Source organism: Klebsiella sp. SYXHC3, assembly GCF_057196925.1.
Genome location: NZ_JBXUNG010000008.1, coordinates 109,719 through 135,616, shown reverse-complemented (window position 1 = coordinate 135,616; position 25,898 = coordinate 109,719). Strand labels below are relative to the sequence as shown.

Sequence of the window (25,898 nt, the reverse complement as noted above, 5' to 3'; positions counted from 1 at the left end):
TTTTTAGCATTTACGGCGATAGTGGTAATCGGTTGCCCAAAATCATTGCCCCCCTGAATGCTGCTGTTAGAATGCCGGTTAATATGACTTTCATCATCAGGAAACGTTATGAAACCGACCACCATTGCCCTGCTGCAGAAATGCAAACAGGAGAAAAAGCGCTTCGCCACTATCACCGCCTACGACTACAGTTTCGCTAAGCTTTTTGCCGACGAAGGCATTAACGTCCTGCTGGTGGGCGATTCGCTGGGGATGACGGTACAGGGACACGATTCCACGCTGCCGGTGACCGTTGACGATATCGCTTACCATACCCGTGCTGTGCGCCGCGGCGCGCCGAACAGCCTGCTGCTCGCCGACCTGCCGTTCATGGCCTACGCCACGCCGGAGCAAACCTTCGAAAATGCCGCCGTCGTGATGCGTGCCGGCGCCAATATGGTCAAACTTGAAGGCGGCGCCTGGCTGGCTGATACCGTCAGGATGCTGGCGGAGCGCGCGGTACCGGTTTGCGGCCACCTCGGCCTGACGCCGCAGTCGGTCAACGTGTTCGGCGGCTATAAAGTTCAGGGCCGCGGCGATGCGGCGCAGGCGCTGTTTGATGACGCATTAGCCCTGGAAGCGGCCGGCGCGCAGCTGCTGGTGCTGGAGTGCGTGCCGGTAGAGCTGGCAAAACGCATCACCGAAGCGCTGACGATCCCGGTTATCGGCATCGGCGCAGGCAACGTGACCGACGGGCAAATTCTGGTGATGCATGACGCTTTCGGGATCACCGGCGGCCATATTCCTAAATTCGCCAAGAATTTCCTCGCAGAAGCGGGCGACATCCGCGCCGCGGTACGGCAGTATATTGCCGAAGTTGAATCCGAGGCCTATCCGGGCGAAGAACATAGTTTCCATTAAGGAGTCTTGTTGTGCTGATAATTGAAACCCTGCCGCTGCTGCGCCAGCATATCCGTCGTTTACGCCAGGAAGGCAAGCGCATTGCGCTGGTTCCCACCATGGGCAACCTGCACGATGGCCATATGAAGCTGGTCGATGAAGCCAAAGCCTGCGCGGATGTCGTGGTGGTCAGTATCTTCGTGAATCCGATGCAATTTGACCGCCCGGACGATCTGGCGCGCTATCCGCGCACCCTGCAGGAGGATTGCGAAAAGCTGAACAAGCGCAAGGTCGACTTTGTCTTTGCTCCGGCGCCGGCGGAAATTTATCCGCAGGGTACTGAAGGACAGACTTTCGTTGACGTTCCTGGCCTGTCTACCATGCTGGAAGGCGCCAGCCGCCCTGGCCACTTCCGCGGCGTCTCGACCATTGTCAGCAAACTATTCAACCTGGTGCAGCCGGATGTCGCCTGCTTCGGCGAGAAAGATTTCCAGCAGCTGGCGCTGATCCGCAAAATGGTCGCCGATATGGGCTACGACATTGAGATCGTCGGCGTGCCGATCATCCGCGCTAAAGACGGCCTGGCGCTGAGCTCACGTAACGGTTATCTGACCGCCGAGCAGCGTAAAATCGCCCCCGGTCTGTACAAAGTGCTGAGTACGGTAGCGGGCAAACTTGCCGCAGGCGAGCGTAACCTTGAGGAAATCATTGCCATCGCCGAGCAGGAGCTCAATGAATCAGGTTTTCGTGCCGACGATATCCAGATCCGCGATGCCGACACTCTGCTGGAGCTAACGGAAGCCAGCAAACGCGCGGTGATCCTGATGGCGGCATGGCTGGGCCAGGCGCGCCTGATTGATAACAAAATCGTCGAGCTGGGCCAGTAGCCTGGAACGAAAAATCGGGTTATTTTCTCAAAGCGGATGCCGTGTCCGCTTTGCTACATAAAGGTTGGAAGGTAGAAGTTATGATGCGTAATATGCTGCAGGGCAAGCTCCATCGCGTTAAAGTCACGCAGGCTGACCTGCATTACGAAGGTTCCTGCGCCATTGACCAGGATTTCCTCGAAGCGGCCGGTATTCTGGAAAATGAAGCCATTCATCTGTGGAACGTGACCAACGGTAACCGTTTCTCGACTTATGCGATCGCCGCCGAGCGTGGTTCGAAGATTATCTCCGTCAACGGCGCTGCGGCGCACTGCGCAAGCGTCGGCGATATCCTCATTATCGCCAGCTTCGTGACCATGTCTGACGAAGAAGCCCGCACCTGGCAGCCGAAAGTCGCCTATTTCGAAGGCGATAACGAAATGAAGCGCCAGGCGAAAGCTATTCCGGTGCAGGTCGCCTGATTCTTACGGCGCTGCGCTCAGCCGCAGCGCCGGTTTACCCTTGCGGCTGATTGCTGATAAGCCGCGACATCGTCTCCAGCGAATCGGTACGTAAGATATACAACCGCTTCAGCAGGAACGGATTATCCCCCGGTTTCACCTTCCCTCTCACCGTCGTTACCGCCAGATGAAAACCGGCATCGTTCGCCGCCTTGACCGCCGTGGCGTTATAGCCGCCAAACGGATACGAAAGATACAGCACGTGCGGATTAAACTGACTCAGCGCCCGCCGGGAACGCTCGAAATCAAAGAGAATGTTGTGATAATTCCGGCTGAGCAATATCGGGTGACGGGCGGCATCGACCCGGTGCAGAAAATGGGTATGCGACTGCACATCAAACACGTCCTGAATCTGCCTGAGCTCAGAGATACTCATAAACTGCAGCGATTTCGGATCCCACTTTTGCGGATGACGTTTGATCCGCGATGAGATAATAAACGCCGTAGCGTGGAAGCCGTACTGCTTGAGGATCGGATAAGCGTAGCGATTCACCGACTTGAGGCCGTCATCAAAGGTAATCACCACCGAGCGCGCAGGCAGATTCACCTTGTTACGCAGATACCCTTCCAGTTGATACATCGTCAGGGTGGTATAACCCTGGTCACGCAACCAGGTCATCTGGTTACTGAAAGCGCGCACCGAAGTGGTGGTGGAGGTATGGCGAAAACGGCTATTTTCTTCATCACGCAGAATATGGTGATAAGTCAGTAGCGGAATGCCGTTATCCTCCTGCGCATCCAGACTACTCACCCACGCCAGCCGGTTGCCGATTCGAATCTGATACCAGGTCTGATTAAGGCGATCTTTCAGCTTGCTGATAATGGGATAGCGCAGGTTATTCGCTAATGTACCAAACGGCGGACTGCCCACTGATGGCGCATCGTATACCGGCGTATCTTTCCAGGTCAGCAGGTTCTGGTTGCTCAATGGCTGGCGTAAATCGCCCAGGCTATCCTCAACCCGTTTTGCGCCTTGCACCGCCCCCAGATGTCCTTTATCAATAAAGCCGGTACCGAAGCCGAAATTGAATTCATAATAGTCTGCCGTGGTCGGCACCACGGCAAGGATCTGCCCGGCGCGAACGTTGCCGACGCTCACCACATGGTTGCCGACCTGCGCCCAGATATCGGCATCTTCCGTGACTTGCATATAGCGTGCGGGAACGCCCTGCTGGCTGAGCAGGCTGGCGGAAACGCTGGCTGATGCCAGAAAAAGGAACAATGTAATGACTCGGGCAAACATGCGCATCGAACCGGTAAACCTGAATGCCGCCATTGTAACAAAAGCGGCATCAATGCTAATGCCTAATTTCCGAACGTATCATGCAGGAGACGAAAAGGCGGATTTTTTTGCTGCTGATGCCACAGGCTGCTCACCGTGGGGCCTCCGGCGCTAACGATAGCATTACGGAAGGCATCACTGCTGAGGGTATAGCGCTGTAAATACATTTCTTCCAGCAATGGATAGCGAATGCCGGAAATCACTTCACAGTGGGTGTGTTTGTGACTCATCAGCGCGGCGGCGCGATACGGCGCGGCACCGGTTTTATCGGTGAGAAAAATCACCCCATCGCCGCAGTCGGTGGCATGCAGCGCGTCGCACATCATGCGGCTCAGCATATTGACGCTCAGATTACGCCAGTAATTCACCGCCCGGCATTGCGCCAGCGGGCCAAACTTTTTCTCCAGACGATCCAGCATCTCCTGCGCCAGTTCATCATGGCAGGTAATTACCCAACCTAACATCGCCTACCTCCTTAGCAGGCAAACAATTTAGCAGGGCAAGCGTTGAGATGGGGTGATGGGTATCAAAAATTACCGCTTAGCGCCCCGCCACAGTGAAATTAGCGGGGGCGCTAACAGAGAGGATTAGCTACGCAGGCCGCGCCCGCGCTGGATCAGATACCAGCACAGAATATAGAAGGCCACGATAAACACCACCAGCACGCCAAAGGTGGTCGCCAGCGGGACGTCATGAATGCCGAGGAAGCCAAAACGGAAGCCGCTAATCATGTAGACGATCGGGTTCAAATGCGACAGCGCCTGCCAGAACGGCGGCAACAGCGTCAGCGAATAGAACACCCCGCCAAGATAGGTCAGCGGCGTCAGCACGAAAGTCGGGATCAGGCTGATGTCGTCGAAGGTTTTCGCAAATACCGCATTGAGCAGGCCCGCCAGCGAGAACAGGATTGCCGTCAAAATCAGCGTCAGGGCGACGAACAGCCAGGAATGAACCTGGAACGGGACGAAGAACAGCGAGATAGCCGTAACCAGAATCCCGACGCACAGCCCGCGCGCCACCCCGCCGCCGACGTAACCGGCGATCACCACGTGGGTTGGCACCGGCGCCACCAGCAGTTCCTCAATGTTGCGCTGAAACTTGGCGCTGAAGAACGACGAGGCGACGTTGGCGTAGGCGTTGGTGATCACCGCCATCATAATCAGCCCCGGCACGATAAACTGCATGTAGGTAAAACCGTGCATCTCGCCGATCCGTGAGCCGATCAAATTGCCAAAGATGACGAAATAGAGGGTCATGGTGATCACCGGCGGCACCAGCGTCTGAACCCAGATACGCATAAACCGGTGGATCTCTTTGGTCCAGATGCTTTTCAGCGCGACCCAGTAAAGCTGCATCATGCTGATTCTCCTTTTTTGTCGTGCACCAGCGTGACAAACAGCTCTTCCAGACGGTTGGCCTTGTTACGCATACTTAATACCTGCACGCCCTGGGCGCTTAGCTGGGCGAAAACGCTGTTAATCCCCTGCTCGCGCAGGACTTCAACTTCCAGCGTCGAGGTATCAACCAGCCGGTATTGATATCCATCGAGGGTCGGCAGCGGGCTTTTCGGCGCCAGATCGAGGATAAAGGTTTCCGATTTCAGCTTTGCCAGCAGCGCCTTCATTGAGGTGTTTTCCACCAGCTCGCCGCTCTGGATAATGCCGATATTGCGGCACAACATTTCCGCTTCTTCCAGATAGTGGGTCGTGAGGATAATGGTGGTGCCTTTATCGTTGAGATCTTTGAGGAACCCCCACATCGAGCGACGTAGTTCGATATCAACGCCAGCGGTGGGTTCATCAAGAATGAGCAGCTTCGGCTCATGCATCAGCGCGCGGGCAATCATCAGGCGGCGCTTCATCCCGCCGGAGAGCATACGCGCGCGTTCATTGCGCTTTTCCCACAGATCGAGCTGTTTCAGATACTTTTCGCTACGCAAGATAGCTTCTTTACGCTCAACGCCATAGTAACCCGCCTGGTTAACCACGATCTGCTGTACGGTTTCGAACGGGTTGAAGTTGAACTCCTGCGGCACCAGCCCGAGCTGGCGTTTGGCGTTCACCACATCTTTTTCCAGGTCGTAACCAAATACGTTAACCTGACCGGAGGTTTTATTAACCAGCGAACTAATGATGCCGATAGTCGTGGATTTCCCCGCGCCGTTCGGGCCCAGCAGCGCATAAAAGTCGCCGGCTTCAACCTGCAGGTCAATGCCTTTCAGCGCCTGAACCCCGCCGGGATAGGTTTTCTTGAGCTGTTTTAATTCCAGAGCAATGGTCATTAAATATCTCTTCTCGTGTCTTCACATCTAATTTACCCAAATAATTCATGTTGCAGGAAGGCGGCAAATGAGCGAATCCCCAGGAGCTTACATAAGTAAGTGACTGGGGTGAACGAGTGCAGCCAACGCACCTGCAGCATGAAGTATGACGGGTAAAGATTGTTTTCAAAAAGGTGAGCTTACCCTATATTAGCGCAACGCACTTACTTGGTTACAGGCCGTAAACGTCCATGAATGATATAGATACACTCATCAGCAATAATGCACTATGGTCAAAAATGCTGGTGGAAGAGGACCCCGGCTTCTTTGCGAAATTGTCGCAGGCGCAGAAACCGCGTTTTCTGTGGATTGGCTGTTCCGATAGCCGCGTCCCCGCAGAGCGCTTAACCGGCCTGGAACCCGGTGAGTTGTTCGTGCACCGTAACGTCGCCAATCTGGTGATCCACACCGACCTGAACTGTCTGTCGGTGGTGCAATACGCCGTTGACGTGCTGGAAGTCGAACACATTATTATCTGCGGCCACTACGGCTGCGGCGGTGTACAGGCGGCGGTCGAAAACCCGGAATTGGGGCTTATTGATAACTGGCTGCTACACATTCGCGATATCTGGTTTAAACACAGTTCGCTGCTCGGTGAAATGCCGGAAGAGCGGCGTCTGGATACACTTTGCGAACTGAACGTGATGGAGCAGGTATACAACCTGGGACACTCGACGATCATGCAGTCGGCGTGGAAACGTGGACAAAAAGTGACGATCCACGGTTGGGCTTATGGTATTCACGACGGACTACTGCGCGATCTTGATGTCACCGCCGTCAGCCGGGAAACCCTCGAGCAGCGCTATCGCCACGGGATTTCCAATCTCAAGAGCAAGCACGCCAACCATAAATAGCCGCCGCCCTCACCGCCCCGGATAAGGCGCTCGCCCTATCCGGGACCGCAACAATAATTACTCGTCCAGCAGGATCACTTTGCCGACATACGGCAGATGACGATAGCGCTGAGCGTAGTCGATACCGTAGCCCACCACGAACTCATCCGGAATCGCAAAACCGACAAACTCAACCGGGACGTTCACTTCACGACGGCTTGGTTTATCCAGCAGCGTACAGATAGCCAGTGATTTCGGCTCGCGCAGGCTGAGGATTTCGCGCACTTTAGACAGGGTGTTGCCGGAATCGATGATGTCTTCGACGATCAATACGTCTTTACCGCGAATATCTTCATCCAGGTCTTTAAGGATTTTGACATCGCGGGTGGTGGACATGCCGCTGCCATAGCTGGAGGCGGTCATAAAGTCGACTTCATGCGGCACCTGAACCTCACGGCACAGGTCAGCCATAAACATAAATGAACCGCGCAGCAGACCCACCAGCACCATTTCACTGCCGCTGTCTTTGTAGCGTTCATTAATTTGACGACCCAGTTCGGCGATACGCGCTTTGATCTCGGCTTCCGGGATCATCACTTCTACAGTATGTTTCATTAAACTAACCATTTGATTCTTAGGATAAATCTTCAAAGCCGTTGCTTTCACATCGACGTTGACCGGCAAGCGATACAGTATACCAGCAAAACGAAATCTTCGGTGCAGTGAATAATAAAGCCATATTTGTGATTCCGATCACAGTTGTTAAATCCTATAATTAATTGCAGTTAAAAAATTAACAACTGAAGAGTGTCTTTCTATGGCAGAAACAAAATCTCAACAATCACGGTTACTTGTCACGCTGACGGCGCTGTTTGCCGCCTTCTGTGGCCTGTATCTGTTAATCGGTGGGGTATGGCTGGCCGCTATCGGCGGTTCCTGGTACTACCCTATCGCAGGCCTGGTGATGCTGGCCGTCACCGTTATGCTGTTCCGCGGCAAGCGCGCTGCGCTGTGGCTGTACGCCGCCCTGCTGCTGGCAACCATGATTTGGGGGGTATGGGAAGTCGGTTTCGACTTCTGGGCGCTGACGCCGCGTAGCGACATCCTGGTCTTCTTCGGCATCTGGCTGATTCTGCCATTTGTCTGGCGTCGTCTGCCGGTCCCTTCCGCCGGCGCCGTTGGCGGTCTGGTTATCGCCCTGCTGATTAGCGGCGGGATCCTGACCTGGGCCGGTTTCAACGATCCGCAGGAAGTGAACGGTACGCTGAGTGCTGACGCGACGCCGGCCGCGCCGATTTCTACCGTCGCCGATAGCGACTGGCCGGCTTATGGCCGCAACCAGGAAGGCCAGCGTTATTCACCGCTGAAGCAAATTAATACCGATAACGTGAAGAACCTGAAGGAAGCCTGGGTATTCCGCACCGGCGACCTGAAGCAGCCGAACGATCCGGGTGAAATCACTAACGAAGTGACGCCGATTAAAGTTGGCGACATGCTGTATCTGTGTACCGCGCACCAGCGTCTGTTCGCGCTTGACGCGGCCACCGGTAAAGAGAAGTGGCATTTTGACCCGCAGCTGAACGCCGATCCGTCGTTCCAGCACGTGACCTGCCGTGGCGTTTCCTATCATGAAGCCAAAGCAGATAACGCGCCTGCCGACGTCGTCGCCGACTGCCCGCGCCGTATTATTCTGCCGGTCAACGATGGCCGTCTGTTCGCGGTGAACGCCGACAACGGTAAGCTGTGCGAAACCTTTGCCAACAAAGGCATTCTCAACCTGCAAACCAATATGCCGGTAACCACGCCGGGTATGTATGAACCGACGTCGCCGCCGATTATCACCGATAAGACTATCGTCATTGCCGGCGCGGTAACCGATAACTTCTCAACCCGCGAGCCATCAGGCGTAATCCGCGGCTTTGATGTGAATACCGGTAAACTGCTGTGGGCCTTCGACCCGGGTGCGAAAGACCCTAATGCGATCCCGAGCGATGAGCATCACTTCACACTCAATTCACCTAACTCCTGGGCGCCTGCCGCCTATGACGCGAAGCTGGATTTAGTCTATCTGCCGATGGGCGTTACCACGCCGGATATCTGGGGCGGCAATCGCACGCCGGAACAGGAACGTTACGCCAGCTCTATCGTAGCGCTGAACGCAACCACCGGGAAACTGGCATGGAGCTACCAAACCGTACACCACGATCTGTGGGATATGGATATGCCGTCGCAGCCGACGCTGGCCGACATTGATGTGAACGGTAAAACCGTACCGGTGATTTACGCTCCGGCCAAAACCGGCAACATCTTCGTGCTGGATCGCCGTAATGGCGAGCTGGTGGTCCCGGCGCCGGAAAAACCGGTTCCGCAAGGTGCGGCGAAAGGCGATTATGTTGCTAAAACCCAGCCGTTCTCCGAGCTGAGCTTCCGTCCGAAGAAAGACCTGACCGGCGCAGATATGTGGGGCGCCACCATGTTTGACCAACTGGTGTGCCGCGTTATCTTCCATCAGATGCGCTATGAAGGTATCTTCACTCCGCCGTCTGAACAGGGCACGCTGGTCTTCCCGGGGAACCTGGGGATGTTTGAATGGGGCGGTATCTCCGTCGATCCAAACCGTCAGGTGGCTATCGCCAACCCGATGGCGCTGCCGTTCGTCTCTAAACTGATCCCACGCGGCCCGGGCAACCCGATGGAACCGCCAAAAGACGCGAAAGGCTCTGGTACCGAGTCCGGCGTTCAGCCGCAGTATGGCGTACCGTTCGGCGTCACGCTGAACCCGTTCCTGTCGCCGTTTGGCCTGCCGTGTAAACAACCGGCATGGGGTTATATCTCGGCGCTGGATCTGAAGACCAACGAAGTAGTGTGGAAAAAACGCATCGGTACGCCGCAGGATAGTCTGCCGTTCCCGCTGCCTGTCCCGCTGCCATTCAATATGGGTATGCCGATGCTGGGCGGACCGATCTCAACCGCCGGTAACGTGCTGTTTATCGCCGCCACCGCCGATAACTACCTGCGCGCTTACAACATGAGTAATGGTGAAAAACTGTGGCAGGCGCGTCTGCCTGCAGGTGGCCAGGCGACGCCGATGACCTATGAAGTGAATGGCAAGCAGTACGTTGTCATCTCTGCCGGCGGTCATGGCTCGTTCGGTACTAAAATGGGCGACTACATCGTTGCCTATGCGTTACCGGATGACGCGAAATAAAACGCAAAACGGCAACGAAAGTTGCCGTTTTTTTGTTTGCCCCCTCCCCTATGGGAGAGGGCGGCAGGCCGCACACTCCTAAACGGTGAACCCCAACATCATCCCGGTGTCTTCATGTTCCAGTAGATGACAGTGCGCCATATAAGCAAACTCCCTGGGCGCCTGATGATCGAACTTCACCAGCACTTCACTCACCCCGCCCTCCACTCTTACCGTATCCTTCCAGCCGCGACGATGCGCCGCTGGCGCCTGGCCATTTTCACTCAGAATGCGGAATTGCGTGCCATGAATATGGAAAGGATGCAGCATCATGTCGCCCTTGCCGGAGATCAGCCAGCGCTCGTACTGCCCCCTGGCCGCGGCGAACATCGGCACATTCATATCAAAGGCTTTACCGTTGATACGGTTGGCGTTATGGAAATCGAAGCCCTTATCAGATGAAGCGCCATGTCCCATTCCGCCACCATGGTTCATATTCTTCATCTGACCGTGATTCATATTGCCCATGTCGCCATGATCCATCATCATCCCATGGTTCATACCGGACATCGCCTGGTCGCCATATTTCTTCATCAGCGCCTGCATTCCCATCATATCGAGCATCGGATCCATCGACAGCTGCAGCGTGCGCTGCGTCAGTCCCTCCAGTGACGGCAGCGCGGGCATCGCCGCCAAAGTATCGGGTAGCTTACCGGATGCCGGGATCAATAGCGGCTGTATACGGAGCACCGGCTGCGGCTTATCAAATGGCGCAATCGCCATCCCCATCTGGCTCACCGGCAGCGTCAGGAGATCAAATGCCTTTCCGTCGCGGGTATCAATCAATACCTCAAAGCGCTCACCCATCAGTACCGGCAGTTCGCTCACTTTGACCGGTTCCGCCAACAGGCCGCCGTCGCTTGCTACTACATACATTGGGCGGCGATCGCTGGTAGCGAAATTCAGCGAGCGGGCATTACAACCATTAAGCAGACGCAGGCGCAGCCAACCGCGCGGTGGAGCGTGTTCGGGATACAGCGCGCCGTTAGTCAACAGGGTATCGCCAAACCAGCCAACGGCGGCGCTCATGATATCGAGCTGATAATCTATTTCTCCATTGGCATTGAATCTTTTGTCCTGCACGATCACCGGAATATCATCAATTCCCCACTGCTTCGGCAGCAGTAATTGCCCGCTCTCGACATCTTCAATCAGCACCAAACCCGCCAGCCCCATCGCGACCTGACGGCCGGTTTTACCATGCTGATGGGGATGGAACCAGCAGGTCGCCGCTCGCTGCGTCGGCGTAAAACTCACCGTCCTTGAGGCTCCTGCGGCGATGACGCCCTGCGGGCCGCCATCGACTTCGCCAGGCACTTCCAGCCCATGCCAGTGGACCGTGGTCTCCTCCGCCAGGCGGTTATGAATATCTACCGTCACCGCTTCACCTTGCTTCAGCTTCAACGCAGGCCCGAGGAGGTTGCCGTTATAACCCCAGGTCGTCGCAAGATGCGGGCCAAACTGCGTCTTTCCGGCTTGAATCGTCAGCGTAATGCGATTGCGCGCGTCGGCGGTCAATAAATCCGGGACCGGCAAAGCCGGACGGCCAGCAGCGAATACCGAACGGCTCCAGAGCGGTAAGGCGCTGACCGCGCCAAGCGCGGCGCTTAATTTGATAAACTCACGACGTTGCATTTTCACATCCTTTTATTCTGCTGGTGAATATTTAAGCTTAAACCCTCCCGCAACGGGAAGGTCAAGCAGAAGCTTGTGAATAAAGCTCTGCGTGGTGTAAAGAAGTATGCTAACTTTGATTGTCCGTGTTTCAATGGTAGAAAAAATGAAGACGTTTTTCAGAACAATGCTGTTTGGCAGCCTGCTCGCCCTCTCCGCCAATAGCTATGCATTAAGTGAATCCGAAGCGGAAGATATGGCTGATTTAACGGCGGTATTTGTATTCCTGAAAAACGATTGCGGCTATCAAAATTTGCCAAATACGCAAATTCGCCGCGCGTTGGTCTTTTTTGCCCAGCAAAACCAATGGGACCTCAGCAACTACGACAGCTTTAATATGAAAGCATTAGGTGAGGACAGCTATCGCGATCTCAGCGGTATCAAAATCCCAACAGCCAAAAAATGCAAAGCTCTGGCCCGAGACTCCCTCAGCCTGCTGGCCTATGTGAAGTAAGCCTATCTGCAGCCGCGGCGATGCGGCTGCATCTGTGTATTCACGCCTCCCCCTCTCCACCAACATTGACGAAATATGAATTCATTAACCAGTATTTATATTTGACGCCCCCTGATACTATTTAGTTTTATTAATTAACCGTTAGCTTAATTTATCAGTAAAAATCACATTCAAGAGCAAACAATTCAACTCGTCATTTATTGCAAAGGCCATCAAGCGAATTAAAATCGCCAGTAACCTCTCTTATTGCAATGGAATGACATTTTGAATATCTCACCTTTTTTTCGCTTACTTCCGTTCGCGTTTATCATGCTAGCTGGCTGCCAGGCACATCGTCAGGCTAACACATCCATAACGCCACCAATCGCCATCGCCACCGATGCGCAACAGAATGAAAAGCTGCGGCTGGCCGCTGAACAGGAGCGGCTTAATGCCTGTCGCCAGGCTTTAGATTCGTTAAAAGAGGTTAATCCGAAAGAAGCCTCAAGACTGGGTAGTGAATTCACCGCGCTGATAGGTGCGGCGTCGCAATATAATTCAGTGCGTACGAAAGTCGCCGATCCCACCCGTCAGGGCATCGATTCCATGTATCAATTTAAATCCATCAAGCTTTGCGCCGATATTGAAAAGTCGCTGATCGATAGTCTGGTCATGCGCGGCGATAATGCGGTGAAGTGACAGGCGCTATGATAATTCGCCTTAATATAATGACGCTGGCCTTCCTTTTGCTGGCGTCCCTTTTTATTGGTCATGCGCAAGCGGATGACGGCGCGCCTGCGTTTCTCAACTATGTCCAGCAGCAGGAGAAAAAAGAGAAGAAAGAAATACCTCCGGCGCCGGAGGCCAGTAAACCCGTCAGGGCCCGCGACAACAACACGGCAGCGCTGCAAAAAAAACTGGCCGCGCAAAAAAGTCTCATTGCCGACAAAGATAAGACCATCCGCCAGCTGCAGGCACAGCTAAAATCACAATCTCCCGCCGTCACGCCAGCGCCGGTAGATAATTCAGCGTTGAATAAAACCATCGCACAGCTTCAGGGCCGGATAACCGCGCTGGATACGGAAAACAAGCGGCTTGTTCAGCAAGCCCGCACCTTCCAGCAGGAAAAAACCGAGGGCGCAGATAATCTCAAACACTCTGCCGCCGCTCTGCAGGCGCAAACGGTAAAGCTCAACGCGCTGGAGACAGACAAGCAGGCCCTGAGCGATAAGCTGGCTGCGGCAATAGCGGAGAAGCAGAAGCTGAGCGCCGAACTCGCCGCAGTAAAAACCACCACCGCGGCAACCAAATCACCCGCGCTAAACCTCAGTAATGCCCCACAGCAGCAGGCATACTCCGTCGGTGTATCAATAGGGCAAGATGCGCTTAAAACGCTGTCCAGCCAGGCAGCGAAAGGGTTAAATCTGCAACAGGAGACCGTTATTAAGGGCATTAACGATGTTTTTGCCGGTAAGCTGGCGCTGGATGAACAAGCGCGCAATAAGGCGCTTTTCGACGTGTCGCAGCGGTTATACAAAAACATTGATAAAATTGAGCAGCAAACCCTCCGCGAAGGTAAAGAGTATCAGCAGCAATTTGCCGCGCAGAAAGGCGTTCTACTCAAAGGCGGGATCTATAGCCGCATTGACTACCCCGGCAAAGGTGAAATTGATGATAACGATATCGTCACCGTCGTTATCAAAGAAAGCTTGATCGACGGTACCGTGATAAACGATATGGAAGCCGAAGATAAGGTCTGGTCACAGGCGCTAAGTCAGTATCCCGTGACCTTCCGTGAACCGCTTAAACGCCTGAATAACCATGGCGCCATCACTATCGTGGTTCCATCGGAGCGCGCCTACGGCAGCAAAGGGATCCCTGGAAAAATTCCGCCGGGCGCGACGATGGTGTATACCGTGCGAATTGTTGACGTCAGGCCCAACAGCGATCAACAACCCAAAACACCTGCGCCGAAAACCTCACGCTAGCGAGAGTTCAGCCAAACAGTAGAAGGTTCACTATTCGCCATATCAATCTCTATCTATAGTTGGCTATGATGGGGTGCCCGCTTTGTGGGCACCACAGAAGTTAACAAAGGAGGAGTAAGCCATGGCCGAGAGTAATCAGTGGCATGAGACGCTGCACGACCATTTTGGTCAATATTTTACCGTTGATAACGTGCTGTACCATGAGAAGACCGATCATCAGGATTTAATCATCTTCGAAAATGCGGCATTTGGCCGCGTGATGGCGCTTGATGGCGTGGTGCAAACCACCGAGCACGATGAGTTTATTTACCATGAAATGATGACCCACGTTCCGCTGCTGGCCCATGGTCACGCAAAGCACGTGCTGATCATCGGCGGCGGCGATGGCGCGATGCTGCGTGAAGTCTCCCGCCACCAACATATCGAAACCATTACCATGGTGGAAATCGACGCCGGAGTGGTATCGTTCTGCCGCCAGTACCTCCCAAACCATAACGCCGGCGCCTATGACGACCCGCGCTTTACGCTGGTGATTGATGACGGCGTGAACTTCGTCAACCAAACGTCACAAACTTTTGATGTCATTATCTCCGACTGTACTGACCCGATCGGCCCCGGTGAGAGCCTGTTTACCTCGGCGTTTTATGCTGGCTGTAAACGTTGCCTGAACCCCGGCGGAATTTTCGTTGCCCAGAACGGCGTAAGCTTCCTGCAGCAGGATGAAGCGGTAGGCAGCCATCGCAAACTCAGCCACTATTTCACCGATGTCAGCTTCTACCAGGCGGCGATCCCGACCTACTATGGCGGCATCATGACCTTTGCCTGGGCGACCGATAATGAAGCCCTGCGTCATTTGTCGACGGAAATTATTCAGGCCCGCTTCCATAGCGCCGGGCTGAAATGCCGTTATTACAACCCGGCAATTCATACCGCGGCTTTCGCGCTACCGCAATACTTGCTGGATGCGCTGACCGCCAGCTAACCTGAAACGAGGAGGTGAACCAAATTGAAAAAGCTTAAGCTGCACGGCTTCAACAACCTGACTAAAAGCCTGAGTTTTTGTATTTACGATATCTGCTACGCTAAAACCGCCGAAGAGCGCGATGGCTATATCGCCTATATCGATGAACTCTATAATGCCAACCGCCTGACGGAAATCCTCTCCGAGACCTGTTCAATCATTGGCGCCAACATACTCAACATCGCACGCCAGGATTATGAACCGCAGGGCGCAAGCGTCACCATTTTGGTTAGCGAAGAGCCTATCGATCCGCAGCTTATCGATCAGAGCGAGCATCCGGGCCCGCTGCCTGAGACCGTGGTCGCACATCTCGATAAAAGCCACATCTGCGTGCATACCTATCCGGAAAGCCATCCGGAAGGCGGTCTGTGCACCTTCCGCGCCGATATTGAAGTCTCCACCTGTGGAGTGATTTCACCGCTGAAGGCGTTGAACTACCTGATTCACCAGCTGGAATCCGATATCGTAACCATTGATTATCGCGTGCGTGGTTTCACCCGTGATATCAACGGTATGAAGCATTTTATCGATCATGAAATCAACTCTATTCAGAACTTCATGTCAGAAGATATGAAGTCGCTCTATGACATGGTGGACGTGAACGTCTATCAGGAAAATATGTTCCATACCAAAATGATGCTGAAAGAGTTCGATCTGAAACACTACATGTTCCACACCAAACCGGAAGAGTTAAGCGAACAAGAGCGCAAGGTGATTACCGACCTGCTGTGGAAAGAGATGCGGGAAATTTATTACGCCCGCAATATCCCTGCGGTGTAATGACTGAAATGCCCGGCGGCGCTTTTGCTTGCCGGGCCTACGGGGTTCCGCGCCGCCCGGCACCGAACGAATGATTAACGCTGCTGCATAAATTCACGGTATGCGGCAACCACCTGCAGGAAATCTTCCACGCCGCAAAGAGAGAAGCTCTCTTCGTCGTAGTAATTCATCCCCTCTTCCATTTCATCGCCGGAAAATTCCAGTTGGTTGGCGCGGATCATCACTTCTTCGCCATCCAGCCACAACGTATATTCATGGCCGGCCCGCTGCCAGGAACGTTCACTGCCTTTCACGGTGCGCGCTGCCTGTTCCACTTCATCCAGAAGGGCCAGGTTATCTTTCACCTCTTCGTTGAACCAGTGACCAATCGCCTCGTGGTCCATCGACATTCGCACCTTTACCACACCGGTAATATCGCGCAGAAATTCGTAATCCATAATCTTTTCCTCTGCAAGGGCAATGCGTCACCGCTGCACTGTACCCATAACCTAATTATCGCAGCAGACAGGAAGAAAAAAAGCGCAACGGGTGGGAGGTTTAAAAATAAAAATGCCCGCTGATGCAATGTTCAGCGGGCATTGGAGAGTTTGTAGCCAAACGGTCAGCCGGGCTGACCGAACGGATTACACGGCGGTCTGGAAGATCACGCCGTCAGCTTTTTCAGTGTACTGATCCAGCTGGTTAAAGTTCAGGTAGCGATAGGTATCTTCCGCCGTCTTATCAACCTGAGCGACGAAGGTCTGATACTCTTCCGGCGTCGGCAGTTTGCCCAGCAGAGAAGCGACCGCCGCCAGTTCGGCAGAGGCCAGATAGACGTTGGCGCCGGTACCTAAACGGTTCGGGAAGTTACGGGTAGAGGTCGACACGACCGTCGCGCCGTCAGCCACGCGCGCCTGGTTGCCCATACACAGGGAACAGCCAGGGATTTCGATACGCGCGCCGCTCTTACCAAACACGCTGTAGTAGCCTTCTTCTGTCAACTGCGCGGCATCCATACGGGTTGGCGGCGCCACCCACAGGCGAGTCGGCAGTTGGCCTTTGTGGCTGTCCAGCAGTTTACCGGCAGCACGGAAGTGGCCAATGTTGGTCATGCAGGAACCGATAAACACTTCGTCGATCTTCTCGCCCTGCACATCTGACAGCAGACGCGCATCGTCCGGATCGTTCGGTGCGCACAGGATTGGCTCTTTGATATCCGCCAGATCGATGTCGATCACTGCCGCGTATTCCGCATCAGCGTCGGCTTCCAGCAGCTGCGGATCCGCCAGCCATTTTTCCATGCCCTGGATACGGCGCTCCAGCGTACGACGATCGCCGTAACCTTCCGCGATCATCCACTTCAGCAGGACGATGTTGGAGTTCAGATACTCGACGATCGGCTCTTTGTTCAGCTTAATGGTACAACCAGCAGCAGAACGCTCGGCAGAAGCATCGGTCAGTTCAAATGCCTGCTCGACTTTCAGATCCGGCAGACCTTCGATTTCAAGGATGCGGCCAGAGAAGATGTTTTTCTTCCCTTTCTTCTCAACGGTCAGCAGGCCCTGCTTGATAGCATACAGCGGGATGGCGTGAACCAGGTCGCGCAGGGTAATGCCCGGCTGCATTTTACCTTTGAAGCGCACCAGTACTGATTCCGGCATATCCAGCGGCATCACGCCGGTCGCGGCGGCGAAGGCCACCAGACCTGAGCCCGCCGGGAAGGAGATACCAATCGGGAAACGGGTATGGGAGTCGCCGCCGGTACCTACGGTATCAGGCAGCAGCATACGGTTCAGCCAGGAGTGGATAACGCCATCGCCCGGACGCAGTGAAACACCGCCGCGGTTCATGATGAAGTCCGGCAGAGTGTGGTGCGTGGTGACGTCAACCGGCTTCGGATAGGCTGCAGTGTGACAGAAGGACTGCATCACCAGGTCAGCGGAGAAGCCCAGGCACGCCAGGTCTTTCAGCTCATCGCGGGTCATTGGACCGGTGGTGTCCTGAGAACCGACGGAGGTCATTTTCGGCTCGCAATAAGCGCCCGGACGGATACCGGCAACGCCGCAGGCGCGGCCAACCATTTTCTGCGCCAGAGAGAAGCCGCGGTTGCTTTCCGCCACATCTTTCGCATGACGGAAGACGTCGCTATGCGGCAGACCCAGCGCTTCGCGCGCTTTGGTCGTCAGGCCGCGACCAATGATCAGCGGAATACGGCCACCGGCGCGCACTTCGTCGATCAGTACATCGGTTTTCAGTTCGAAGCTTGCCAACAGCTCGTTGGTTTCGTGGTTACGCACTTCGCCTTTGAACGGGTAAACGTCAATGACGTCGCCCATGTTCAGGTTGCTCACGTCCACTTCAATAGGCAGCGCTCCCGCATCTTCCATGGTATTGAAGAAGATAGGCGCAATTTTGCCGCCCAGGCACAGGCCGCCGCCGCGCTTGTTCGGTACGTTCGGGATATCGTCGCCCATGAACCACAGCACCGAGTTGGTGGCGGATTTACGCGAAGAACCGGTACCGACAACGTCGCCAACGTAGGCCAGCGGGAAGCCTTTCTGCTGCAGCGCTTCAATTTGTTTAATCGGACCGACTGCGCCCGGCTGATCCGGCTCAATACCTTCACGAGCGTTTTTCAGCATCGCCAGAGCGTGCAGTGGGATATCCGGACGGGACCAGGCATCAGGCGCCGGAGACAAGTCATCAGTATTGGTTTCGCCGGTAACTTTGAAGACGGTAACGGTAATTTTTTCCGCCAGTTGCGGACGGTTCAGGAACCACTCGGCGTCAGCCCAGGATTGCATAACCTGTTTAGCGTATTCATTACCCGCTTTGGCTTTCTCTTCTACGTCATAGAAGTTATCGAACATCAGCAGGGTATGGGACAGCGCTTTCGCCGCAATCGGCGCCAGTTTGGCATCTTCCAGCGCTTCAATCAGGGGATGAATATTGTAACCGCCCTGCATGGTGCCCAGCAGTTCAACGGCTTTTTCAGGGGTAACCAGTGGGGAGGTCGCTTCGCCTTTAGCGATAGCGGCAAGGAATCCGGCTTTAACATAGGCGGCTTCATCGACGCCCGGCGGTACACGGTTGGTAAGCAGATCTAACAGGAATTCATCTTCACCCGCTGGCGGGTTTTTCAGCAGTTCTACCAGCGCGGCCATTTGGGTTGCGTCTAAGGGTTTGGCAACAATCCCCATGGCGGCACGCTCAGCTACGTGCTTACGGTATTCTTCTAGCACGACGGTTCTCCTCGCTCTCATTGTAAAATGCGGTAGGCGATTTTCTTCACGCTCCTGTGAGACAGCAGTTTGTAGGGTAAATGCCCGATACCGCGAGGGCAGCATAGCAGGATTTTTGAAGGGTGTTAATCTGTTTACAAAAAAGCAACATTAAAATTTAGCTGAATCGTTAAGGGCAGGATATTGCAGGCTTTCTGTTCAAATGCTGGTAGATAAATTTATTTCTGTTACAGATTTAATGTCAGGATCCCAACAAAAATCAAAAAAAACAATATCGTCTTCATATACTCCCGTAACGTACCGTTTTCGCCGATACTTGAGCGAGATGGGTAACATTTCTGTGTCAGGAGCTTCCATGTCACTACCGTTCAAACCCCATATTATCGCCCTGCTCTGCAGCGCCGGCTTACTCGCGGCGGCGGGAACGCTATATGTTAAAAGCCGTACCCCAGAGACTATCGCTGAAGCGCCGGTGACGGCGCAGCCTGTGCCAACGTCAGCACCAGCGACTGCGCCAGCGCAACCTGTCGCCGCCACCTATACCCAGGCGCAAATCGACCAATGGGTCGCGCCAATCGCGCTCTACCCGGACAGTTTACTCTCGCAGGTACTGATGGCCTCCACCTATCCGGACAACGTCATGCAGGCGGTGCAGTGGTCGCAGGATAACCCGTCGATGAAAGGCGACGCGGCCGTGCAGGCCGTTGCCAACCAGCCGTGGGATCCGAGCGTCAAATCCCTCGTCGCTTTTCCCGCCCTGCTGGCAATGATGGGCGAAAACCCGCCGTGGGTAGAAAACCTTGGCGATGCATTTTTAGCCCAGCCGCACGACGTGATGGATTCCGTACAGCGCCTGCGCGCTATTGCCCAACAAACCGGAACATTAAAATCCACACCGCAACAAAAGGTGACCGTCACGGCCGCCGCGCCGGCCTCTTCGAGGTCATCGAATAGCAGCACGGTATCAACCTCGACAACCTCAACGCCATCGCCAGCGCCTTCGCAGATCATCAAAATTGAACCGACCAATCCGCAGGTGGTATACGTTCCAAGCTATAACCCTTCGACCGTCTACGGCAGTTGGCCGAATAGCGCCTATCCCCCGGTCTATCTGCCGCCACCTCCAGGAGAGCAGTTCACCGATAGCTTCGTCAAAGGTTTTGGTTACAGCCTTGGCGTCGCCACCACCTGGGCGCTCTTCAGCAGCATCGACTGGGATGATGACGATGATTACCATCATCATGATGACGATTACCATCACGGCGGTTACCAGCACAATGGCGATAACATCAATATTAATGTGAATAATTTCAACCGCATTACCGGGCAGAATCTGCCGGGTAACCATGTTAACTGGCAGCACAACCCCGCCTATCGCGGCAACGTGCCTTATCCGAATAATAATGTCGCCCAGCGCTATCATCAGACCAATGTGCCCGGCGGACTCAGCGCAACCCAGCATGCGCCGGTCGATCGCAATGCTCAACGGCAAGCGGCGATGACGCAGCTCCAGCATCCCAACGCCCCTGCCGCCAGCGCAGGCAAACTGGCGGCCACTAGCGCCTCGCGCGATGCGCAGCGTCAGGCAGCCTCTCAGCAATTGAAGCAGGCCACCCAGCGCAGCAGCTACCGTGGCTACGACAGCACGCCGACGCCTGCCAAACAGCAGCGTCGCGAAGCGGCGAAAACGCAGCTGCAACACCCAACGCCACAGCAGCAACAGCATCGCGAGGCCGTGAAGAGCCACGTGCAGAATCCAACGCCTCAGCAACAACAGCGCCGTCAGCAGATTCACTCCGCGACGCCGGCCCAACGTCAGCAAGCGGTGAGCACAGTACGCGCCAATGCCTTAAGCGGCAACGAAAGTCGCTCCCCCTCCTGGCAATCACAGCAGGCGCGCGGGCTGCAAAGCCGTAATATTTCTGGCTTGAGCAGCGAACAGCGCGGCGCCGCCAGAGAGCGTCTTTCCGAACATCATGAATTGCGTCGTCGCTGAGGATGAGCAGATGAGAAAACCATTACAGATCGCCCTATTAACGCTAATGCTGTCGCCGCTCGCCGCCTTCGCCCAGCAACCGTTCCCCACGCCGGAGAAAGCCGCAAGCGCGCTGGCCGATGCGCTCAATCATCGTGATAAAGCCGCGCTCAATAATCTGCTCGGCGATAACTGGCAGCAGTTTTTACCCACCGATGGTATTGATCCCAATGCCGTCGACCGCTTTCAGCGCGACTGGCAGGTGAAACACGTCATTGTCCAGCAGGGTAATAGCGCCTGGCTTGATGTCGGTAGTGAAGCGTGGCGGTTGCCGATTCCCATTGTCAAAGATGAACAGGGTTGGCGTTTTGATATGGCGGCCGGAGAAGATGAAATTCTCACACGCGCCATCGGCCGCAATGAATTGTCGGCAATTGCCGCCATGCACGCCTACGTTGATGCCCAGCAGGATTACTATCAAATGAATCATCGCTGGGCGCAAAAAATCATCAGCAGCGAAGGCAAAAAAGATGGCCTGTACTGGCCAACCTCACCGGGCGAAACGCCCAGCCCGCTGGGGCCGGCCTTTAGCCCGACGGAGCCCGGCGCCGGTTATCATGGCTACCGCTTCCGCATTATCGCCGATAACGATAACCAAGGCGTCGCCTTACTGGCCTGGCCGGTGGAATGGGGAGAAACCGGGGTGATGAGCTTCATGATCGATCAGAATGATCGAGTCTGGCAGGCGAACCTGGGCGAAGAGAGCGCGACGAAAGCGCAGGCAATTACGCATTTTGCCCCCGATTCAGCAGCGGGATGGCAGCCGATCAATCAATAAAAAATGCCCGGTTGCGCGATAGCAACCGGGCACTCTCTTATGCTTAGCCCTGGTGCGGCATCAGCTCCGGATAACCGGCAAAAGCAGGTTTCTGACTGGTCAGCGCCGCTTCATCCGAGCTGATGCTCCCGGAATTCGCCGCCCACACCCCTTCATTCGTCTTCGTCACCAACTGATGCTGCGCATTCAGATCCTGGCCCATCGCCGCAATATGGGTACTTTCGGTACCGCCGCTGTTCGCCGCCCATGGAATGGTTGCATCAGCCGCGCAGGCCATACCGGATACGAACATCGTGGCTAACAGCGCCGTGGTCAATAAGCGTTTCATCTCACACCTCAGACATATAATTAACTACCTATTAGTTTACTGAGTTACTATTTTCAAAGTATGTATGAGGTGTAGCGGTTTGTGAACAGGGACATAGTTCTAAACATTAGCGATAAAAAAAGCGGCTCTGAGAGCCGCTTATGCATTTTAGCTGAAAGAAAAAGTTACTTTTTCTTCGCTTTCGCGTTTGGCAGGTCGGTAATGCTACCTTCGAAGACTTCTGCCGCCAGGCCAACGGACTCATGCAGAGTCGGGTGAGCGTGGATAGTCAGCGCGATGTCTTCAGCGTCGCAGCCCATTTCGATAGCCAGACCTATTTCACCCAGCAGCTCGCCGCCGTTGGTGCCGACAATCGCGCCGCCGATAACACGGTGGGTCTCTTTGTCGAAGATCAGTTTGGTCATACCGTCTGCGCAGTCGGAAGCGATAGCACGGCCGGAAGCAGCCCACGGGAAGGTGGCGGTTTCGTAGCTGATGCCTTTCTCTTTCGCTTCTTTCTCAGTCAGGCCAACCCATGCCACTTCTGGCTCGGTGTAGGCGATGGACGGGATCACTTTCGGATCGAAGTAGTGTTTCAGGCCGGAGATAACTTCTGCGGCAACGTGACCTTCGTGTACGCCTTTGTGCGCCAGCATCGGCTGACCGACGATATCGCCGATAGCAAAGATGTGCGGCACGTTAGTGCGCATTTGTTTGTCAACGCGAATGAAGCCGCGATCGTCAACTTCCACGCCGGCTTTGCCTGCGTCGAGGTTTTTACCGTTCGGCACGCGGCCGATAGCTACCAGCACCGCGTCGTAACGCTGCGCTTCCGCCGGGGCTTTTTTGCCTTCCATGGAAACGTAAATACCGTCTTCTTTTGCTTCAACGGCAGTCACTTTGGTTTCCAGCATCAGGTTGAATTTCTTGCTGATACGCTTGGTGAAAACTTTAACCACGTCTTTGTCGGCAGCCGGGATAACCTGGTCGAACATTTCAACCACGTCAATCTCTGAACCCAGCGCATGGTATACGGTACCCATTTCCAGACCGATGATACCGCCGCCCATAACCAGCATGCGTTTCGGTACAGATTTCAGTTCCAGAGCGTCGGTGGAATCCCAAACGCGCGGATCTTCATGCGGGATAAACGGCAGTTGAATCGGACGGGAGCCCGCCGCGATGATCGCGTTGTCGAAGTTAATCACGGTTTTGCCGTTTTCGCCTTCAACTTCCAGGGTGTTAGCGCCGGTGAATTTACCCAGACCGTTAACCACCTTCACTTTACGACCTTTGGCCATGCCAGCCAGACCACCGGTCAGCTGAGTGATAACTTTTTCTTTCCAGGTGCGGATCTTGTCAATGTCGGTTTTCGGTTCGCCGAAAACGATGCCGTGTTCGGCCAGCGCTTTCGCTTCTTCGATAACTTTAGCAACGTGAAGCAGTGCTTTAGAAGGGATACAACCCACGTTCAGGCAAACACCACCCAGAGAGCTGTAACGTTCTACGATGACGGTTTCCAGACCTAAATCAGCGCAACGGAAGGCTGCAGAGTAGCCTGCAGGGCCTGCCCCAAGTACCACGACCTGAGTTTTGATTTCAGTACTCATCATGACCTCTGTAATTTATATCCGGCGGGTCTGACGCTTTTATTATTACGCCCAAGTCCACCGGGACGTTCTATCCGCGTGTATTTTACAAAATTGTTAACAATTTTTAAACAACAAACGGCAAACGATTTTGTCCTTTGTTGCTGATAATCCTCAACAGCCTGAGGTTATCAGAAAAAAGCCGGCCGTCAGGCCGGCTTTTTCGCTTACATCACCAGGCGGCGAATGTCGCTCAAGGTGTTGTTAATGATGGTAATGAAGCGGGCACCATCAGCACCGTCGATGACGCGGTGGTCGAAGGACAGAGAGATCGGCAGCATCAGACGCGGAACGAACTCTTTACCATTCCATACCGGCTCCATCGCGGACTTAGACACGCCCAGGATGGCCACTTCCGGCGCGTTAACAATCGGCGCGAAGTGGGTAGTACCCAGGCCGCCGATGCTGGAGATGGTGAAGCAACCGCCCTGCATTTCGCCAGCAGTCAGCTTGCCATCGCGCGCTTTCTTCGAGATGGTGGTCAGCTCGCGAGACAGCTCGGTGATGCTCTTCTTGTTCACGTCTTTAAAGACCGGAACCACCAGACCGTTCGGAGTATCAACCGCCACACCGATGTTGATGTATTTCTTCAGCGTCAGGCGCTGACCGTCTTCGGACAGCGAGCTGTTGAAGCGCGGCATCTGCTCAAGCGCAGCGGCAACGGCTTTCATGATGAAGACCACTGGGGTGAATTTCACGTCCAGTTTGCGCTTCTCAGCTTCGGCATTCTGCTGCTTACGGAACGCTTCCAGATCGGTGATATCGGTTTTGTCGAAGTGCGTAACGTGCGGGATCATCACCCAGTTACGGCTCAGGTTCGCACCAGAGATTTTCTGGATACGACCCAGTTCCACTTCTTCGATTTCGCCAAACTTGCTGAAGTCAACTTTCGGCCATGGCAGCATGCCCGGCAGACCGCCGCCTGCGGCAGCAGCCGGTGCGGATTCAGCGCGTTTAACCGCTTCTTTCACGTAAGCCTGAACGTCTTCGCGCAGGATACGACCTTTACGGCCGGTCCCTTTCACTTTCGCCAGGTTTACGCCGAACTCGCGCGCCAGGCGACGAATCAGCGGAGTCGCGTGAACGTAAGCTTCGTTTTCAGCGAATTCGGTTTTACCTTCTGCTTTCGCAGCCGGCGCGGCAGCTTTCTGAGCCGGTGCAGGTGCAGCAGCCGGTGCCGGTGCCGCGGCCTGAGCCGGAGCAGCAGCAGGCGCGGCGCCTTCCACTTCGAAGACCATGATCAGAGAGCCGGTGGATACTTTGTCGCCGGTGCTGATTTTGATCTCTTTAACGGTACCCGCAAACGGCGCCGGAACTTCCATAGAAGCTTTGTCGCCTTCGACGGTGATCAGTGACTGCTCAGCAGCCACTTTATCGCCGACTTTTACCATCACTTCGGTAACTTCAACTTCGTCGCCGCCGATATCCGGTACGTTAACGTCTTTCACGCCAGCCGGTGCCGCGGCAGCCGGAGCGGCAGCCTGTGCCGGAGCGGCTGCAGGCGCAGCGCCCGCCACTTCGAAGATCATGATCAGGGAGCCGGTGGACACTTTGTCGCCAGTGTTGATTTTGATCTCTTTAACGGTACCCGCGAACGGCGCCGGAACTTCCATAGAAGCTTTGTCGCCTTCGACGGTGATCAGGGATTGCTCAGCAGCGATGGTGTCGCCCACTTTAACCATGATCTCGGTGACTTCAACTTCATCGCCGCCGATATCCGGTACGTGAACTTCTTTCGCTGCGCTTGCCGCCGGCGCTGCTGCCGGTGCCGGTGCCGGAGCAGCCGCTTTCTCTTCCTGCGCAGGTGCAGCGGCTGCTGCACCCTCGGCGGAATCGAAAATCATGATCAGTTTGCCAGTCTCGGTTTTGTCGCCGACGGAGACTTTAATCTCTTTCACGACGCCAGCCTGCGGAGACGGAACTTCCATAGAGGCCTTGTCGCCTTCTACGGTGATCAGCGACTGTTCAGCTTCAACTTTGTCGCCAACTTTGACCAGGATCTCGGTGATTTCAACTTCATCAGCCCCGATGTCCGGTACTTTGATTTCGATAGCCATTATTCTC

General features: G+C 54.8%; 24 protein-coding genes. 12 read left to right on the top strand and 12 right to left on the bottom strand.

Annotated elements, in window-relative coordinates:
- Positions 1-108: 108 nt before the first annotated feature.
- From panB to panD, 3 genes are all read left to right on the top strand, one after another.
- A complete protein-coding gene (gene panB / locus AC2CGP_RS18930) occupies positions 109-900 on the top strand; it encodes a 3-methyl-2-oxobutanoate hydroxymethyltransferase (RefSeq protein WP_484502438.1) in 792 nt (263 codons plus the stop codon).
- Between the two features lie 11 nt (positions 901-911).
- Positions 912-1,766: a pantoate--beta-alanine ligase gene (panC, locus tag AC2CGP_RS18925; RefSeq protein ID WP_015368199.1), complete on the top strand. Its 855-nt coding sequence runs from the start codon at positions 912-914 to the stop codon at positions 1,764-1,766.
- A gap of 80 nt (positions 1,767-1,846) precedes the next feature.
- Positions 1,847-2,227 carry an aspartate 1-decarboxylase gene (panD, locus tag AC2CGP_RS18920; protein ID WP_015368200.1) on the top strand — a complete coding sequence of 127 codons (381 nt, stop codon included), beginning with the start codon at positions 1,847-1,849 and terminating at the stop codon, positions 2,225-2,227.
- 34 nt (positions 2,228-2,261) lie between these two features.
- On the opposite strand, the gene AC2CGP_RS18915 is transcribed toward panD, so the two are convergent.
- The 4 genes from AC2CGP_RS18915 to AC2CGP_RS18900 all read right to left on the bottom strand — a co-directional run bounded on the left by AC2CGP_RS18915 (position 2,262) and on the right by AC2CGP_RS18900 (position 5,829).
- Positions 2,262-3,515: a polysaccharide deacetylase family protein gene (locus tag AC2CGP_RS18915; protein WP_015368201.1), complete on the bottom strand. Its 1,254-nt coding sequence runs from the start codon at positions 3,513-3,515 to the stop codon at positions 2,262-2,264.
- A gap of 56 nt (positions 3,516-3,571) precedes the next feature.
- Positions 3,572-4,012: a PTS sugar transporter subunit IIA gene (locus AC2CGP_RS18910; RefSeq protein WP_015368202.1), complete on the bottom strand. Its 441-nt coding sequence runs from the start codon at positions 4,010-4,012 to the stop codon at positions 3,572-3,574.
- A gap of 123 nt (positions 4,013-4,135) precedes the next feature.
- Positions 4,136-4,906: an ABC transporter permease gene (locus AC2CGP_RS18905; protein WP_015368203.1), complete on the bottom strand. Its 771-nt coding sequence runs from the start codon at positions 4,904-4,906 to the stop codon at positions 4,136-4,138.
- Positions 4,903-5,829, bottom strand: a complete 927-nt coding sequence (locus tag AC2CGP_RS18900) for an ABC transporter ATP-binding protein (protein ID WP_015368204.1) — start codon at positions 5,827-5,829, stop codon at positions 4,903-4,905. The genes AC2CGP_RS18905 and AC2CGP_RS18900 overlap by 4 nt, the downstream gene beginning before the upstream one ends.
- A gap of 230 nt (positions 5,830-6,059) precedes the next feature.
- Here AC2CGP_RS18900 and can point away from each other — a divergent pair, with 230 nt between their 5' ends.
- Entirely contained in the window at positions 6,060-6,722 is a 663-nt protein-coding gene (can, locus tag AC2CGP_RS18895) for a carbonate dehydratase (protein WP_015368205.1), read from the top strand.
- 57 nt (positions 6,723-6,779) lie between these two features.
- Here can and hpt read toward each other — a convergent pair whose 3' ends face one another.
- Together hpt and AC2CGP_RS18885 are read right to left on the bottom strand one after the other, a co-directional pair.
- The gene (hpt, locus tag AC2CGP_RS18890) at positions 6,780-7,316 is read right to left on the bottom strand and encodes a hypoxanthine phosphoribosyltransferase (protein WP_015368206.1); all 537 of its coding nucleotides are present in this window, start codon (positions 7,314-7,316) and stop codon (positions 6,780-6,782) included.
- 19 nt (positions 7,317-7,335) lie between these two features.
- On the bottom strand, positions 7,336-7,440 hold the full coding sequence (locus tag AC2CGP_RS18885) for a hypothetical protein (RefSeq protein WP_370429761.1): 105 nt from the start codon (positions 7,438-7,440) through the stop codon (positions 7,336-7,338).
- Positions 7,441-7,518: 78 nt separating this feature from the next.
- On the opposite strand from AC2CGP_RS18885, the gene AC2CGP_RS18880 reads away from it, so the two are divergent.
- Positions 7,519-9,909 (top strand): glucose/quinate/shikimate family membrane-bound PQQ-dependent dehydrogenase, encoded by a 2,391-nt coding sequence (locus tag AC2CGP_RS18880; RefSeq protein ID WP_015704425.1) that lies wholly within the window; start codon positions 7,519-7,521, stop codon positions 9,907-9,909.
- Between the two features lie 78 nt (positions 9,910-9,987).
- Here AC2CGP_RS18880 and cueO read toward each other — a convergent pair whose 3' ends face one another.
- On the bottom strand, positions 9,988-11,583 hold the full coding sequence (cueO, locus tag AC2CGP_RS18875) for a multicopper oxidase CueO (protein ID WP_032716038.1): 1,596 nt from the start codon (positions 11,581-11,583) through the stop codon (positions 9,988-9,990).
- Positions 11,584-11,728: 145 nt separating this feature from the next.
- On the opposite strand from cueO, the gene AC2CGP_RS18870 reads away from it, so the two are divergent.
- The 5 genes from AC2CGP_RS18870 to speD all read left to right on the top strand — a co-directional run bounded on the left by AC2CGP_RS18870 (position 11,729) and on the right by speD (position 15,844).
- Positions 11,729-12,076 carry a YacC family pilotin-like protein gene (locus AC2CGP_RS18870; RefSeq protein WP_015704423.1) on the top strand — a complete coding sequence of 116 codons (348 nt, stop codon included), beginning with the start codon at positions 11,729-11,731 and terminating at the stop codon, positions 12,074-12,076.
- A 264-nt stretch (positions 12,077-12,340) separates the two neighbouring features.
- The gene (locus AC2CGP_RS18865) at positions 12,341-12,754 is read left to right on the top strand and encodes a hypothetical protein (protein ID WP_045359055.1); all 414 of its coding nucleotides are present in this window, start codon (positions 12,341-12,343) and stop codon (positions 12,752-12,754) included.
- Positions 12,755-12,762: 8 nt separating this feature from the next.
- The gene (locus AC2CGP_RS18860; protein ID WP_045359057.1) at positions 12,763-14,043 is read left to right on the top strand and encodes an FKBP-type peptidyl-prolyl cis-trans isomerase N-terminal domain-containing protein; all 1,281 of its coding nucleotides are present in this window, start codon (positions 12,763-12,765) and stop codon (positions 14,041-14,043) included.
- A 121-nt stretch (positions 14,044-14,164) separates the two neighbouring features.
- On the top strand, positions 14,165-15,025 hold the full coding sequence (gene speE, locus AC2CGP_RS18855; RefSeq protein ID WP_045359059.1) for a polyamine aminopropyltransferase: 861 nt from the start codon (positions 14,165-14,167) through the stop codon (positions 15,023-15,025).
- Between the two features lie 24 nt (positions 15,026-15,049).
- Entirely contained in the window at positions 15,050-15,844 is a 795-nt protein-coding gene (speD, locus tag AC2CGP_RS18850; protein WP_015368213.1) for an adenosylmethionine decarboxylase, read from the top strand.
- 74 nt (positions 15,845-15,918) lie between these two features.
- Here the strand turns inward: speD and yacL are convergent, their stop codons facing one another.
- Both yacL and acnB read right to left on the bottom strand, forming a co-directional pair.
- Positions 15,919-16,281 carry a protein YacL gene (gene yacL / locus AC2CGP_RS18845; protein WP_171830424.1) on the bottom strand — a complete coding sequence of 121 codons (363 nt, stop codon included), beginning with the start codon at positions 16,279-16,281 and terminating at the stop codon, positions 15,919-15,921.
- 186 nt (positions 16,282-16,467) lie between these two features.
- Positions 16,468-19,065: a bifunctional aconitate hydratase 2/2-methylisocitrate dehydratase gene (acnB, locus tag AC2CGP_RS18840; RefSeq protein WP_015704419.1), complete on the bottom strand. Its 2,598-nt coding sequence runs from the start codon at positions 19,063-19,065 to the stop codon at positions 16,468-16,470.
- Between the two features lie 355 nt (positions 19,066-19,420).
- Between acnB and AC2CGP_RS18835 the strand changes: the two genes are divergently transcribed.
- Together AC2CGP_RS18835 and AC2CGP_RS18830 are read left to right on the top strand one after the other, a co-directional pair.
- Complete coding sequence (locus AC2CGP_RS18835; RefSeq protein ID WP_045359063.1) at positions 19,421-21,061, top strand: DUF3300 domain-containing protein; 1,641 nt, start codon at positions 19,421-19,423, stop codon at positions 21,059-21,061.
- 10 nt (positions 21,062-21,071) lie between these two features.
- Positions 21,072-21,878 (top strand): DUF2950 family protein, encoded by an 807-nt coding sequence (locus tag AC2CGP_RS18830; RefSeq protein ID WP_045359065.1) that lies wholly within the window; start codon positions 21,072-21,074, stop codon positions 21,876-21,878.
- 43 nt (positions 21,879-21,921) lie between these two features.
- Here the strand turns inward: AC2CGP_RS18830 and AC2CGP_RS18825 are convergent, their stop codons facing one another.
- The 3 genes from AC2CGP_RS18825 to aceF all read right to left on the bottom strand — a co-directional run bounded on the left by AC2CGP_RS18825 (position 21,922) and on the right by aceF (position 25,891).
- The gene (locus tag AC2CGP_RS18825) at positions 21,922-22,206 is read right to left on the bottom strand and encodes a hypothetical protein (RefSeq protein ID WP_015704416.1); all 285 of its coding nucleotides are present in this window, start codon (positions 22,204-22,206) and stop codon (positions 21,922-21,924) included.
- A 164-nt stretch (positions 22,207-22,370) separates the two neighbouring features.
- Complete coding sequence (lpdA, locus tag AC2CGP_RS18820; RefSeq protein ID WP_015368220.1) at positions 22,371-23,795, bottom strand: dihydrolipoyl dehydrogenase; 1,425 nt, start codon at positions 23,793-23,795, stop codon at positions 22,371-22,373.
- 206 nt (positions 23,796-24,001) lie between these two features.
- The gene (gene aceF / locus AC2CGP_RS18815) at positions 24,002-25,891 is read right to left on the bottom strand and encodes a pyruvate dehydrogenase complex dihydrolipoyllysine-residue acetyltransferase (protein WP_015368221.1); all 1,890 of its coding nucleotides are present in this window, start codon (positions 25,889-25,891) and stop codon (positions 24,002-24,004) included.
- Between the last annotated feature and the right edge of the window lie 7 nt (positions 25,892-25,898).

Bases quoted from the DNA above. Each gene is read 5' to 3' on its own strand.
- panB (WP_484502438.1), top strand. From the start codon at position 109: ATGAAACCGACCACCATTGCCCTGCTGCAGAAATGCAAACAGGAGAAA.
- panD (WP_015368200.1), top strand. From the start codon at position 1,847: ATGATGCGTAATATGCTGCAGGGCAAGCTCCATCGCGTTAAAGTCACG.
- AC2CGP_RS18915 (WP_015368201.1), bottom strand. From the start codon at position 3,515: ATGCGCATGTTTGCCCGAGTCATTACATTGTTCCTTTTTCTGGCATCA.
- AC2CGP_RS18910 (WP_015368202.1), bottom strand. From the start codon at position 4,012: ATGTTAGGTTGGGTAATTACCTGCCATGATGAACTGGCGCAGGAGATG.
- AC2CGP_RS18905 (WP_015368203.1), bottom strand. From the start codon at position 4,906: ATGATGCAGCTTTACTGGGTCGCGCTGAAAAGCATCTGGACCAAAGAG.
- AC2CGP_RS18900 (WP_015368204.1), bottom strand. From the start codon at position 5,829: ATGACCATTGCTCTGGAATTAAAACAGCTCAAGAAAACCTATCCCGGC.
- can (WP_015368205.1), top strand. From the start codon at position 6,060: ATGAATGATATAGATACACTCATCAGCAATAATGCACTATGGTCAAAA.
- hpt (WP_015368206.1), bottom strand. From the start codon at position 7,316: ATGAAACATACTGTAGAAGTGATGATCCCGGAAGCCGAGATCAAAGCG.
- AC2CGP_RS18885 (WP_370429761.1), bottom strand. From the start codon at position 7,440: ATGGCTTTATTATTCACTGCACCGAAGATTTCGTTTTGCTGGTATACT.
- AC2CGP_RS18880 (WP_015704425.1), top strand. From the start codon at position 7,519: ATGGCAGAAACAAAATCTCAACAATCACGGTTACTTGTCACGCTGACG.
- cueO (WP_032716038.1), bottom strand. From the start codon at position 11,583: ATGCAACGTCGTGAGTTTATCAAATTAAGCGCCGCGCTTGGCGCGGTC.
- AC2CGP_RS18870 (WP_015704423.1), top strand. From the start codon at position 11,729: ATGAAGACGTTTTTCAGAACAATGCTGTTTGGCAGCCTGCTCGCCCTC.
- AC2CGP_RS18860 (WP_045359057.1), top strand. From the start codon at position 12,763: ATGATAATTCGCCTTAATATAATGACGCTGGCCTTCCTTTTGCTGGCG.
- speE (WP_045359059.1), top strand. From the start codon at position 14,165: ATGGCCGAGAGTAATCAGTGGCATGAGACGCTGCACGACCATTTTGGT.
- yacL (WP_171830424.1), bottom strand. From the start codon at position 16,281: ATGGATTACGAATTTCTGCGCGATATTACCGGTGTGGTAAAGGTGCGA.
- AC2CGP_RS18835 (WP_045359063.1), top strand. From the start codon at position 19,421: ATGTCACTACCGTTCAAACCCCATATTATCGCCCTGCTCTGCAGCGCC.
- AC2CGP_RS18830 (WP_045359065.1), top strand. From the start codon at position 21,072: ATGAGAAAACCATTACAGATCGCCCTATTAACGCTAATGCTGTCGCCG.
- AC2CGP_RS18825 (WP_015704416.1), bottom strand. From the start codon at position 22,206: ATGAAACGCTTATTGACCACGGCGCTGTTAGCCACGATGTTCGTATCC.
- lpdA (WP_015368220.1), bottom strand. From the start codon at position 23,795: ATGAGTACTGAAATCAAAACTCAGGTCGTGGTACTTGGGGCAGGCCCT.
- aceF (WP_015368221.1), bottom strand. From the start codon at position 25,891: ATGGCTATCGAAATCAAAGTACCGGACATCGGGGCTGATGAAGTTGAA.